9 protein-coding genes and 1 pseudogene are annotated in these 12,938 nt (G+C 65.2%); 8 read left to right on the plus strand and 2 right to left on the minus strand.

The window, feature by feature from the left end; all coding sequences use genetic code 11:
• Positions 1 to 36: 36 nt before the first annotated feature.
• The 6 genes and pseudogenes from JOY50_RS19600 to JOY50_RS19625 all read left to right on the plus strand — a co-directional run.
• Positions 37 to 129: pseudogene (locus JOY50_RS19600) on the plus strand (diguanylate phosphodiesterase); the annotation flags it as partial.
• Between the two features lie 202 nt (positions 130 to 331).
• Complete coding sequence (locus JOY50_RS19605) at positions 332 to 490, plus strand: hypothetical protein (RefSeq protein WP_165931593.1); 159 nt, start codon at positions 332 to 334, stop codon at positions 488 to 490.
• 239 nt (positions 491 to 729) lie between these two features.
• Positions 730 to 2,640 (plus strand): sigma-54-dependent Fis family transcriptional regulator, encoded by a 1,911-nt coding sequence (locus JOY50_RS19610; protein ID WP_243055665.1) that lies wholly within the window; start codon positions 730 to 732, stop codon positions 2,638 to 2,640.
• A 2-nt stretch (positions 2,641 to 2,642) separates the two neighbouring features.
• Positions 2,643 to 4,376, plus strand: a complete 1,734-nt coding sequence (locus tag JOY50_RS19615; protein ID WP_243055666.1) for an ABC transporter ATP-binding protein — start codon at positions 2,643 to 2,645, stop codon at positions 4,374 to 4,376.
• Positions 4,366 to 5,043: a peptidase S8 and S53 subtilisin kexin sedolisin gene (locus JOY50_RS19620; RefSeq protein WP_243055667.1), complete on the plus strand. Its 678-nt coding sequence runs from the start codon at positions 4,366 to 4,368 to the stop codon at positions 5,041 to 5,043. The genes JOY50_RS19615 and JOY50_RS19620 overlap by 11 nt, the downstream gene beginning before the upstream one ends.
• A complete protein-coding gene (locus JOY50_RS19625) occupies positions 5,036 to 6,328 on the plus strand; it encodes an NAD(P)/FAD-dependent oxidoreductase (protein ID WP_243055669.1) in 1,293 nt (430 codons plus the stop codon). The genes JOY50_RS19620 and JOY50_RS19625 overlap by 8 nt, the downstream gene beginning before the upstream one ends.
• A 109-nt stretch (positions 6,329 to 6,437) precedes the next feature.
• On the opposite strand, the gene JOY50_RS19630 is transcribed toward JOY50_RS19625, so the two are convergent.
• Together JOY50_RS19630 and JOY50_RS19635 are read right to left on the minus strand one after the other, a co-directional pair.
• A complete protein-coding gene (locus tag JOY50_RS19630; RefSeq protein ID WP_138737109.1) occupies positions 6,438 to 7,751 on the minus strand; it encodes a hypothetical protein in 1,314 nt (437 codons plus the stop codon).
• 153 nt (positions 7,752 to 7,904) lie between these two features.
• Complete coding sequence (locus JOY50_RS19635; protein WP_132840565.1) at positions 7,905 to 9,398, minus strand: aldehyde dehydrogenase; 1,494 nt, start codon at positions 9,396 to 9,398, stop codon at positions 7,905 to 7,907.
• Positions 9,399 to 9,893: 495 nt separating this feature from the next.
• Between JOY50_RS19635 and peaA the strand changes: the two genes are divergently transcribed.
• The gene (gene peaA, locus JOY50_RS19640; RefSeq protein ID WP_132840568.1) at positions 9,894 to 11,459 is read left to right on the plus strand and encodes a quinohemoprotein amine dehydrogenase subunit alpha; all 1,566 of its coding nucleotides are present in this window, start codon (positions 9,894 to 9,896) and stop codon (positions 11,457 to 11,459) included.
• Positions 11,460 to 11,506: 47 nt separating this feature from the next.
• Positions 11,507 to 12,937, plus strand: a complete 1,431-nt coding sequence (gene peaB, locus JOY50_RS19645; protein WP_028613872.1) for a quinohemoprotein amine dehydrogenase maturation protein — start codon at positions 11,507 to 11,509, stop codon at positions 12,935 to 12,937.
• Position 12,938: the final 1 nt, after the last annotated feature.

Below are 12,938 nucleotides of genomic sequence, written 5' to 3' on the forward strand. Positions count from 1 at the left end.
GCAGATGCCCGGCCCTTTCATTTTCAGGAATATGTCATGACCGTCGCCGCCTTGAGTGCCATCCTGGCTCAACGCAGCATTCACAGTCTGTTTCAGCCGATCATGTGCCTGAGCGAGCAACGGGTTTACCCGCGAAGACCCGCGATCAATCAAGGCGCACAAGCGCCCGCTCTGCGAAACAGTTGGCGCTTTTTTGTGCCCGGCTGTTTCGTTTTATGGCGGCTGTGCGTAGGGCGCCTCGACAAAAGGCTTACCTGATCCCCCCGCCCGCGCCACCACGGCATCGTCCAGTTTCTCCACTTGCGAATGCAGCCATCCGCCGCTGTTTGCCGTGCTCAAGGCGTTGGAACTGGCCAAGGGGACCTGTCGTGATCTGCTGTTGAGCAACGACCATGGGCTGGATTCGGCCAAGGCGGTGGTGGAGGCGCTGCTGGATGGGGTAGAGGGGCAACAGTTGACCGTGAGGGGGTTGAGGGCAAGCCCACCTTAAGAGGTAAGGCGCCGATCTTAAGATCAGGCGGTCTCTGTAGGAGCGGCCTTGTGTCGCGATGCGCCGCGCGGGCGGCGCTCGATTCATGCGCCCACACAAAACCTCAGCCGAACACCCGGCGATCCATGACACCCCCCTCAACCCATCAACCAGATGACGCCCAGCCATTTCTCCCGCACACTGCGGAAAATTCCCAAGCCCGTACCCCGCCACCTTGCAGGGCACAGCCGGAGTAGAAAATGGCGCGACAACTAATAACAAACGCCCACGACCCGCTGCACGAATCCCGCCAGGCCCGCCTGAAGCTGGCCAGCGAAGGCGAGCTGCCGCTGGGCATGCTGCGCGACGAGATCGACGCATCCTGGCGCCGCAGCCTGGGCCATGGCCTGGATTGCCTGCAGGGCGAACAGGTTGGCCTGGGCCTGGAACACGGCCACGACCTGCGCATGCTGCTGGAGCGCAATCGCCTGCTGGTCGACGCCGTCACCCCGGAACTGGACTACCTGGTCGCGCGCCAGGGCAAGGCCGGTATCGTCATCCTCGGCGACGCCCAGGCCAACGTGCTGGCCATCGAGGGCCAGACCCACGTGCTCAGCCGCGAGGGCCTGCGCGACCTGCACCCGGGCAGTTGCTGGAGCGAGTCGCTGCGCGGTACCAATGCCATCGGCACCGCCGTGGTGGAAGGCCGGCCGACGCTGATCAACTGCGGCGAACATTACCTTGACCGCCTCAGCCCGTTTTCCTGCACCTCTGTACCCCTGCGTGACCCACGTGGCGAGGTGATCGGCGTGCTCGATATCACCCGTGAAGGGGTGATGGCGCAACCGCAGGACAGCCTGTCGACACTGATGCTGGCCGCCGGCAACATCGAGAGCCGCATGTTCGGCCTGTGCCACCCAGAGCAGCTGGTGCTCGCCTTCCACAGCCGTCCGCAATACCTCAACAGCGCCTGGCATGGCCTGTTGGCGCTGAGCCTTGATGGCGAGGTGCTGGCTGCCAACGACAGTGCCTGCCAGTTGTTGCAGGTGCCGCGCCACGAGCTGGTTGGCCGGCGCAGCACTGACCTGCTCGGCGAGCGCTCACCTGCGTTTATCGCACGCCTGTGGCAGGGTGGGGTGAGCAGTGTGCAGACGGCCAAGGGCGAGTTCTACTTCCGTGCCCTGCAGCTGCCGCGCCATGGCCGGCTCAATGGCAGCACGCCGGCAAGCAAGCCGGCGCTGGGCAAGCCGTCGCCGGCACTCGACGCCCTGGCCGGTGCTGACCCACGGTTGGCGCGCAACCTGCGCATGGCGCGCCTGGGGCTGGGCAATGGCCTGCCGGTGCTGCTGCTGGGCGAGACCGGTACCGGCAAGGAAGTGGTCGCCCGGGCCCTGCACCAGGCCAGCCCGCGCGCTGACAAACCGTTTGTGGCCGTGAACTGTGCAGCCATCCCCGAAGGCTTGATCGAGTCCGAGCTGTTCGGCTACCGCGAGGGCGCCTTCACAGGCTCCCGCCGGGGCGGCATGGTCGGGCGGCTGATGCAGGCCCATGGTGGCACGCTGTTCCTTGACGAAATCGGCGACATGCCGCTGGCCTTGCAGGCGCGCCTGCTGCGGGTATTGCAGGAACGCCGGGTGGCGCCGCTGGGTGCCGGCGACGAGCAGGACATTGATGTGGCGCTGATCTGCGCCACCCACCGCGACCTCAAACGCCTGGTGCAGGAACAGCATTTTCGCGAAGACCTGTACTACCGGGTCAATGGCGTATCACTGCGCTTGCCGGCGCTGCGCGAGCGTGATGACCTGGGTGAAATCATCCAGGGCCTGCTGGACAAGGCCGGTGCCCGCGGTATAACCCTGGACCCGGCGCTGGCCGCATTACTTGAAGGCTTCGACTGGCCGGGCAACATTCGCCAGCTGGAAATGGTAGTGCGCACGGCGCTGGCCATGCGCGAGGACGGCGAGCAGGTGCTGACCCTGGACCACCTCACCGACTGCCTGCTGGACGAATTGGCCAGCGGCACGGCGCCCTCCGGCAGCCTCAAGGACAACGAGCTGGAATTGATTCGCGGCGCCCTGGCGCGCCATCAGGGCAACGTTTCCGCCGCGGCCGAGGCCCTGGGGATCAGCCGGGCGACGCTGTACCGCAAGCTCAAACAGTTGCGCGGCTAACCATGGGCCCATTGTTCGCAAGGCTGGTGGACTCCAGCGACCCTGCGCTCATGCGCCAGGCGTTGGCCTGGCTGTATGGTTTCGTACGCCCGCATCGGCGTGCCATCGGCCTGTTGCTCGGCTTGTCGCTGGGCGCCTCGCTGCTGGCGCTGGCCCAGCCCTGGCTGGTCAAGACGCTGATTGACGAGGGGCTGTTGGCCAAGGACTACCAGACCCTCTGGCACATGGCGGCGATCATGATCGGTGCGGGCCTGTTGGGTACGGTGCTGGCCGGGGTCAACCGCTACCTGCACACGCGGCTGTCGGGGCGTATCCTGTTTGCCCTGCGTGATGACCTGTACCGCCACCTGCAGCAGTTGTCGCCGACGTTCTATGGGCGGCGGCGCATGGGCGACATTCTTTCGCGGCTGGATGGCGATGTGGCGGAGATCCAGCGCTTTGCCGTGGATTCGTTGTTCTCGGCTGTATCTGCGGTCATTGGCCTGGTGGGCGCGGTGGCGTTGATGCTGATGCTGTCATGGCAGCTGTCGCTGTTGCTGGCACTGCTGGTGCCGATCGAGGTGCTGTGGCTGCGCTGGATGCGGCGCAAGGTGGAGCGCGAAGTGCGCAGCCTGCGCGAGCGTTCGGCGGATGTGTCGTCGTTCCTGGTCGAAACCTTGCCGGCGATGAAGTTCATTCAGGCGGCCGGCCAGCAAGGCCGCGAAGCAGGTAGGCTGGATCAGCTCGGCCAGGGTTACATGCGCCAGTTGCTGAAGGTGCAGGTGACCGAATTCTTCACCCAGGCCATCCCCGGCACGCTCACGTCCTGGTGCCGCGCTTGCGCGTTTCTGGTCGGCGGTTGGTGGGTGATCCAGGGGACCTGGCAGTTGGGTGCGCTGATCGCCTTTTCCACCTACATGGGCATGGCAGTAGGCCCGGTGCAGAGCCTGCTGGGCCTGTATGTGGCGGTGCAGCGCATGGCGGTGAGCCTCGGGCGGGTGATGGAGCTGAAGCGCGAGGCCGTGGCCGTGCGCCCGGCAGCCAACCCGCTGCCCATGCCCGACGGGCCGGGCGAATTGCGCCTCGAGGCGCTGAGCTTCGCCCATGAAGGGCGGCAGGGCGCGGTGCTGAACAACGTGCAGGTGTGCGTGCCGGGTGGCCTGAAGGTGGCCATCAGCGGTGCCTCGGGGGTGGGCAAGTCGACCCTTATTGACCTGCTGCAACGTTTCTATGACCCGGACGCCGGGCGCATCCTGCTGGATGGCACCGACCTGCGCGAACTCGACCTGGCCGCGCTGCGCCGTCGCATAGCCGTTGTCAGCCAGGACATCGTGCTGTTCCGAGGCACGCTTGCGCAAAACCTCGCCTACGGCGTGCCAGACGCCAGCCGCGCAGAACTGGAGCGGGTAGTGCGCCTGGCGCGGCTGGACAGCCTGGTCGACAGCCTGCCGTTGGGCCTGGACGGCCTGCTGGGCGAGCGTGGCCAGCAGTTGTCCGGCGGGCAGAAGCAACGCATCGCCATCGCCCGTGCGGTACTGCAAGCCCCGGCGATTCTGGTGCTGGATGAGGCCACCTCGGCAGTGGATGAAGCCACCGAGCGCGAAGTGATCGCGGCCATCGATCAGCTGTTTGCCGGTCGCACGCGCATCCTGATCAGCCACCGTGCTTCGACACTGGCCGATGCCGACCTGCATTTGCAGCTACATAATGGCCAGTTGCAGGTGCTGCCGCAGCAGGTGATAAAGCATGGGCACTGACGTGTGCGTTGGCATCATCGACAGCGGCTGCTCGGCGGAGCAGGCCAGCGGTTTGCTTGGCGCCCGCCGTTTCTGGCTGGAAGACGGCCAGTTGCGTGAAGGCGAAATGCTGCCCGACCAGCTAGGGCATGGCAGTGCAGTGCTTGCAGGCTTACGACGCGAGGCTGGACCAGTGCCGTTGCTGGTGGCCCAGGTATTCGGCGCCCAGGCCAGCACCAGTGCGTTACAGGTTGCTGCCGCGCTGTTGTGGCTGGTGGAGTCGGGGGCAACGCTGATCAATCTCAGCCTGGGCTTGCAGCAGGACCGGCCTGTACTGCACCAGGCTTGCGCTGAAGCCTTGGCTGCGGGTGTGCTGTTGTGTGCATCCAGCCCGGCGCAGGGCGGGCCTGTGTACCCGGCCAGCTACCCTGGGGTAATTCGGGTTACCGGTGATGCCCGTTGCGCGCCTGGGCAGTGGTCCTGGCTCGGCACCCGGCAAGCAGACTTTGGCGGTTATGTCGGGGCTGGCGGCAGGGCGGGGGCGAGTTTGGGCTGCGCGGCCTTGAGCGGCAGGATCGCGGCACTGCGGCATGAGCAGCCGGGTATGGACCGTCAGCAGGTGCACGACTGGTTGCGCAGCAATGCAGCGTTCACCGGCCCTGAGCGACGAGGTGCCAGCCATGCCTGAACCGCGCATTGTGGTACTGGGGGCCGGCCCTGCGGGTGCCGCCACGGCCATTGGCCTGCGGCGGTTGGGCTACACGGTGACGGTGGTATCGCAGTGGCGCCGTTTCGCGGCAGTTGAAGGCGTTTCGCAAAGGGTGCTGGAGGGCTTGCGGCATGCGGGCCTTGGTGGGGCCTTGAACCAGGCGGCCATGCCGGCAACCCGGCAGGTGCACTGGAACGGCCAGCACCTGCAAATGAACCAGGAATTTCTGCTGGATCGGCAACGGTTTGACCGGGCGCTGCGCGACGACCTTCAGCGTGCAGGTGTAAGTGTGGTCGAGGGGCGGGTGCGCAATGTCGTGCACGAGGGCTGTCATCAAGTTTGTCTGGATGATGGTCAGGTACTGATCGCTGATTTCCTCGTCGAGGCACGCGGTCGTCAGGCACCGCTTGCTACGGACCGCCTGCGCGGGCCGGAAACGGTCAGCCTGCTCAATGTCTGGCAGGGTAGCCCCAGGGCGCCTGCGTCGGCGGTGGAGAGCCTGGAGGATGGCTGGGCGTGGATGGCGCGCCTGGAAGATGGCCGCTGCTACTGGCAAGCCACCTTGGACGCCGGAGGGCTGCCGGGCAAGGCTGGCCTGGCGGATTACTGCGCGGCGCGGCGTGCCAGCAGTGCGCTGGTGGCCGAGCTGTTCGATGAGCGGGCGCGGGTGCCAGCCCAGGTGCATGCGCGCAGCAGTACGGCGATTTTGGCGGGCGAATGTGTCGGGCAGGGCTGGATACGGGTGGGTGATGCCGCGATGGCTGTGGATCCGCTGTCGGGCAACGGTATCTTCCAGTCGCTATCTTCGGCGTTACAGGCACCGGTGGTGATCAATACGTTGCTGCGCAGGCCTGACCGGGCCGAGTTGGCGCGCCAGTTTCACCAGCAGCGGGTCGAGCAGCTGTTCTTGCGCTTTGCCCGCATTGGGCGGGATTTCTACGGGCAGGAGCAGGGGCGGGCGGGGCAGCCGTTCTGGGCCAGGCGCCAAGGCTGGCCGGATGCGCAGCCACTGCATCAGGCGGCTGACTGGCAAGCAGTACAGGTTGAGCGGCGGCCGGTGCTGCGTGATGGGCTGGTGGATGCGGCCGAGGTGGTGGTAACGGCGGATCAGCCGTTGGGGGTGTGGCATTTGCAGGGCGTGGAGTTGGCGCCAGTGGTGCGGGAAATACGTAGTGGCCGGCCTGTCGAGGCAGTGTTGTCGGGGCTTGCGGGTGAACAGCAGAGAATGGTGCGGCGGTGGTTGGCGGAGCAGGGGTTGGTTTGATATTGCCGGGGCCGCTTTGCGGCCCATCGCGACGCAAGGCCGCTCCTACAGGGACCACGGAGGCGTCTTGTGTCGCGGGGGGCTGCGGGACAGCCGCGAATCTTTTAATTCAGAAGAACGTTCCGACGATCAACTGCATATAGGCCCCGGTATCCCGTCCACCCAGCTGCGTGCCGCCATTGGCCGCACTGCGCTCAGGCTTGTAGAACCCCACCAACGGGCTGATCAGCAAGTGGTCGTTGACCATCCATTCTACATACAGGTCCAGCTCACGCCCGCCGAGGTTGCCCTGGTCGGTGTCAAGCGTGTCGAAGTCGAAGTACAGCGCGCCGACGGTGAGATTGTCCCGCGGCTTGCCCTTCAGCGCCACATGGTGCACCTGGCTGTTCTTGTTGAACGGCCCGGCATAGTTGGCTGCCACTTCACCTTGGAACCAGGTGCCGTAGCCTCGGCTAAGGCCGTAGAACAGTGGGTCGAAACCTTCGGAGAAGCGGCTGTAGCGGTAGGTGGCGGTGGGTGACCAGGGGAGCTCGGAGAAGGTCCAGTTGCCCTCCAGGTACCAGGCATTCTCGCGCCCGCCGGTCTTGTCCTGGGTCACGTACTCGGCAGCCAGTTCAAGGTCTTTCACGCCCAGGTTGCCGCGCCCGCGCAGGCTGGCGGTGTCCATGCCGTCGCGGTGCTCAAGCCCCATGATCTGCGCGTAGCGCTGGTCCACGTCCAGGCCGCGGATCCAGCTCAGGCCGACAGTACCGGTATCGGCGACGTGTTCCAGGTTGGCCACCGCCAGGGAGGTGTCGGCCTGGTAGTGGTTGTCGGACTTCAGCCACATCAGGTCGCCGCGCCAACCCTGTTTGCCGCCCAGGCGCAGCACGGCGGTGCGGTCGAAGGCCTTGCGGGCAGCCAGGTAGTAAGCGCCGCCGCGGTCGAAATTGGCGCCCAGGTCGACCTTGCCGAGGTTGACCGGGTCGCCCTGGATCAGGAAGCCGTCACCCAGCGTCACCACCTGGCGGCCGCCAGAAATGTCCACGCCGTCTTCGCCCAGCGCCGGGAACAGGTTGGCCGAGCGCCAGCCCAGGTACAGGTCTTCGATGGCGGTGCGACGCTCATCGCCCAGGGTCAGGCCGGCGGCGTCGCCATCGCCCCAGGTGGCGGAACTGAGCAGGTTGAAGGCGCCGTAGAGGGCGCCGCTGTCGGCAAGGGCCTGACTGCCGCTGAGGCCATATTTGACGTAACCCTCCTGCCAGGCGGTGCCGCCGGGTTGGCGGTTGCCGGCCTGGTTGAAACTTTCGTCGCTGTGGAACGTGCCGAACAGGGCTTCGAGGTCGGCGTTGAGGGTGGTGCCGTTCTGGTTGTACAGCTCGTAGGCTTGGCTGGCGGGTGCGGCGAGCAGCAGGGCCAATGTGCAGGCGAGTGTGTGCCTCATGGTTTTGCTCCATGGTTTTTATTGTTGTTTTGTATTCCCTGTACCGGCCCTATCGCCGGCAAGCCAGCTCCCACAAGTACGGCACAGGACCTGAGGGCAGTGGATACCTGTGGGAGCTGGCTTGCCGGCGATAGGGCCGGTACAGGCAGAGGATCAGAGCTTGATCAGCACCGACTTGAGCTCGGTGTAGTGGTCGATGGCCGCTGCGCCCATCTCACGACCCACGCCAGACATCTTGTAGCCACCAAACGGCAGCGCCGGGTCCAGCGCGCTGTGGCAGTTGACCCACACCGAACCCGACTTGATCCGCGGGATCATGCGGTGCACCGCAGCCAGGTCGTTGGACCAGATGCTCGCGCCTAGGCCATAGGGGTTGTCGTTGGCCATACCGATCACTTCGTCGATGTCATCGAACGGCATCGCCACCAGCACCGGCCCGAAGATTTCTTCCTGCACCAGGCGGTGACGCTGGTCGACATCGACGATCACCGTGGGTTTGACGAAGTAACCCGGCCCAAAGCCTTCGCCGCCACAGGCAATGGTCGCACCCAGTTCGCGGCCAAGCTCGATATAGCCGGTGACGCGGTCCTGCTGCTTGGCCGAGATCAACGGGCCCATCTGCACGGCCGGGTCCAGCCCGTTACCCAGCTTCATGCCGTTGGCGATGCCGGCGATGTCGGCCACCACGTTGTCGAAGTGCTTGCGGTGCACGTACAGCCGCGAGCCTGCGCAGCACACCTGGCCCTGGTTGAAGAAGATCGCCGTGGCGGCGCCGGCAGCAGCTTCCTGCAGATTGGCGTCGGGCATGACGATGGTCGGCGACTTGCCGCCCAGCTCCAGGGTGACGCGGGTCATGTTGTCCATGGCCGCCTTACCGATCAGCTTGCCCACTTCGGTGGAACCGGTGAAGGTCAGCTTGTCGACGCCGGGGTGGCGGCTGAGCGCGGCGCCGGCGTTCAGGCCGGTGCCGGTCACCACGTTGAACACGCCTGCCGGGTAGCCAGCTTCGTCTACCAGTTCAGCCAGCTTCAGCACGCTCAGTGGGGTTTCATCGGCGGGCTTGAGCACGATGGTGCAGCCGGTGGCCAGGGCCGGGCCGAGCTTCCAGCAGGCCAACAGCAGCGGGAAGTTCCAGGCGACGATGGCGCCGACCACGCCGATGGCCTCACGGCGCACAAAGCCGTGGAACTGGTCGTTGGGCATCAACGGCATGGAGGCTTCGACGGTGCTACCCTCGATCTTGGTGGCCCAGCCCGCCATGTAGCGCAGGAAGTCGATGGCCAGCTGCACGTCCATCACCTGGGCCACGGCGGCGCTCTTGCCGTTGTTCAGGCATTCCAGCTCGGCCAGCTGGCGAGCGTCGCGCTCCATCAGGTCGGCCAGGCGCCACAGCAGGTTCTGCCGTTCGCGTGGGCGCAGGCGGCTCCACGGCGAGTCGTCGAAGGCCTGGCGTGCTGCGCGCACGGCGCGGTCGACATCCTCGGCGTCGGCGGCGGGCACTTCACCCAGCACTTCGCCGGTGGCCGGGTTGCGGAACGACAGGGTGCGACCGCTGGCGGCGTCCTGCCAGTCGGCGCCGATGCGCATCTTCAGCTTGCGTTCGAGAAAGGCGCGGGTGGCGGGCAGGATGGGCAGATCGGAAAGCATGGGGCTGTGCCTCTTGTCATTGGGTCTGAAGGGCACTGGCGCAATGGGCGTGCCAAAGTGGGCAGACGGCCGCAAGGCATTGAAGGTGTTGGGTTTTGCCTGGGCGCAAGGTTGTGATTGCAGGCGTGCGCTGTTGCACATTGAGACGGTGTGAGACGGTGGTGCAACAGTGGATGTCCCGGCCTCTTCGCGGGCTTGCCCGCTCCCACAGGTACAGCGTTGACCCCAGGCGTTGTGCCATTCCTGTGGGAGCGGGCATGCCCGCGAAGGCCTGCGTGGCAGGCCCTTGTCTCAGGATGAAACACCTAGTCGCGAAATGGCACGCTGCAAGTGGCCATCTTGGCTGCTGGCCAGGCCACGGAAACTGCCTAAAAGGTTGAAAGGCAACGCTTTTACAGCAACTGGCACACTTCCTGTATCACAACTGTCACATGCACACCTGCTGTACCAAAGCGTGCGAAAAACGATAAGAACAACAACCGTGGAGGTCTGACCTTGAAGACGACTCGACTCCGGCGGCATGCGGGCAAACTGGCGCTGGTCGCCGCCGCGCTGCTGAGCACCCAGGCCATGGCGGCCGAGCAGGGCCCGAGCCTGTTGCAGAACAAGTGCATGGGGTGCCATATCCCCGAAGGCAACGATACCTACAGCCGCATCAGCCACCAGCGTAAAACCCCGGAAGGCTGGCTGATGAGCATCGCCCGCATGCAGGTGATGCACGGCTTGCAGATCAGCGACGACGACCGTCGCACGCTGGTCAAGTACCTGGCCGACAAGCAGGGCCTGGCGCCCAGCGAAACCGATGGCGTGCGCTACGCCATGGAGCGCCGGCTGAACACTGTCGAGCATTTCGACACCCAGCTCAGCGAAACCTGTGGCCGTTGCCACTCCGGTGCCCGCGTCGCCTTGCAGCGCCGCCCGGCCAAGGAATGGGAGCACCTGGTCAACTTCCACCTCGGCCAGTGGCCGTCCCTCGAATACCAGGCCCAGGCGCGGGACCGCGACTGGCTGCCCATTGCCCTGCAGCAGGTGGTGCCGGAACTTGCCAAGCGCTACCCGCTGGACAACCCGGCCTGGGCTGAATGGCAGCAGGCAAAACCCAAGGCCGACGTGCTGCCGGGGCAGTGGGCGTTCAGCGGCCACATGCTGGCCAAGGGTGATGTGCGTGGTGTGATGAGCGTTTCGGCCGGGGAGGGCGACACCTTCAAGGTCGAGGTCAAGGGCGCCTATGCCGACGGTACACCGTTCAACGGCAGCGGCACGGCGATCCTGTACAACGGCTATGAATGGCGCGGCAACGTCAAGGTTGGCGACACCAACCTGCGCCAGGTGTTCGCGGCGCTGGATGGCGAAATGAAAGGCCGCATGTTCGAGGCCGAACACGACGAGCGTGGCCTGGACTTCACGGCTGCCAAGGAAGGCAAGGCGCGCCTGCTGGCGGTGCAACCGGCATTCATCAAGGCCGGCGGCGAAAGCGAGATTACCCTGGTGGGCAGCGGCCTGGACGGCAAACCCGACCTCGGTGCCGGGGTAGAAGTGACCGAAGTGCTGGAGCAGACCCCGACCCTGGTACGGGTCAAGGCCCGCGCGGCAGCCGACGCCAAGCCAGGGCAGCGCGAAGTTGCAGTGGGCGCGCTTAAAGGCGTGAACCTGGCGGTGTACGACAAGGTCGAGGAAGTGAAAGTCGTGCCGGCGTTCTCCATCGCCCGCATCGGCGAAAACGGCGCTTCGGTGCCGAAGGTGCAGGGCCGTTTCGAGGCAGAAGCCTGGGGCAAGGATGCCAGTGGCCAGCCGCTGCGCATCGGCTATCTGCCGGCCACCTGGAAGGTCGAGCCGTTCAACGAGCGTGCGGTCGAGGACGAAGACGTCAAGTTCGCCGGGCAGATGCAGGCCGACGGGGTGTTCGTGCCAGGCGGTGCCGGCCCCAACCCTGAACGGAAGATGATGACCAACAACGCTGGCAACCTGAAGGTTATCGCCACCCTGGCCGACGGTGGCCAGACCGGCGAAGGGCACATGATCGTCACCGTTCAGCGCTGGAACAACCCACCGCTGCCGTAATGGCAGGGTGCAACGGTTTTCCAACGGATCGATAACCCGGAGGTCGCATGGGCGCACTACTGAATCTGGTCGAACGCAACCTGCATGAAGTGCAGGTAGATGCCGACCGCATGCTGTTCCATATCCCCAGCAGCTCGCTGTTCACCGCCGACGCGGTGACTGGGGGCATCATCGACACCTTGCGCCAGCAAGGCTGTTCGGCCGAGGAGCTGATGCAGCGCCTGGGCCAGCAGTTTGCCGGCAGCGATATCCAGGACACCCTGCGCGAGCTGATCGCGCTGGAACTGGTCAGTGACGGCTCGCCGCTAACCCCGGAAATTGCCCTCAAGCGGGTCGAGCGCACTGCGCTGAATACCGTGGTGCTCAACGTCAACACTGGTTGCAACCTGAGCTGTACCTATTGCTACAAGGAAGACCTGGACAAGCCGTCCGCTGGCAAGAAGATGAGCACCGCCACCGCCGAAGCCTCGGTGGAAATGCTGCTCAAGGAATCGCCTGACGAGGAACGTTACAGCGTGGTGTTCTTCGGTGGCGAGCCCTTGTCCAACCGGCCGCTGATCGAACATATGGTGGCCTACTGCGAGCGGCGTTTCGCCGAGGCGGGCAAACAGGTGGAGTTCATCATGACCACCAATGCCACCTTGCTCACCGAAGAGATCGTCGACTGGCTCAATGCCCACCGCTTTGGCCTGTCGATCAGCATCGACGGCCCCAAGACCGTGCACGACCGCAACCGCATCACGGTGGGCGGGCAGGGTACCTATGACGTGGTGCGGCGCAAGGCCGACATGCTGTTGTCGCGCTACAACAGTCGCCCGGTGGGGGCGCGGGTGACCTTGACCCGCGGTATCACCGATATCGAGACCATCTGGAACCACTTGTTCAACGAAATGGGCTTTGCCGAAGTCGGCTTTGCCCCGGTCACCTCCGGCGACATGGCGGCCTTCAACCTCACCGGCGAAGAACTGGTTGAGGTCTTCGCCAACATGAAGGCGCTGGGCCGCCGTTACCTGGACGCTGCGCTGGAACACCGCAACATCGGTTTCTCCAACCTGCACCAGCTGATCACCGACATTCACGAAGGCCACAAGAAGGCCCTGCCATGCGGTGCCGGGCTGAAAATGCTGGCGGTGGACCATGAAGGCGAGCTGAACCTGTGCCACCGCTTCACCGGCTCCAGCCTGCCGACCTTCGGCAACGTGCACCAGGGCGTCAAGCAGGTGGAGCTCAACGACTTCCTCTCACAGCGCCTGGACCGTAGCAACACCGGCTGCGAGAGCTGCCGCATCCGCAACCTGTGCTCCGGTGGCTGCTACCACGAAAGCTACGCCCGCTACGGCGACCCGCAGCACCCGACCTACCACTATTGCGAACTGATGCGCGACTGGGTCGACTTCGGCATCGAAGTCTACAGCCGCATCATGGCCGCCAACCCGGCCTTCATCGACCGCTACATCACCCCGCGGAAGGCGCACTGAC

The sequence above is a fragment of the Pseudomonas sp. BP01 genome (assembly GCF_022760795.1).
GTDB classification, from domain to species: Bacteria; Pseudomonadota; Gammaproteobacteria; order Pseudomonadales; family Pseudomonadaceae; genus Aquipseudomonas; species Aquipseudomonas putida_Q.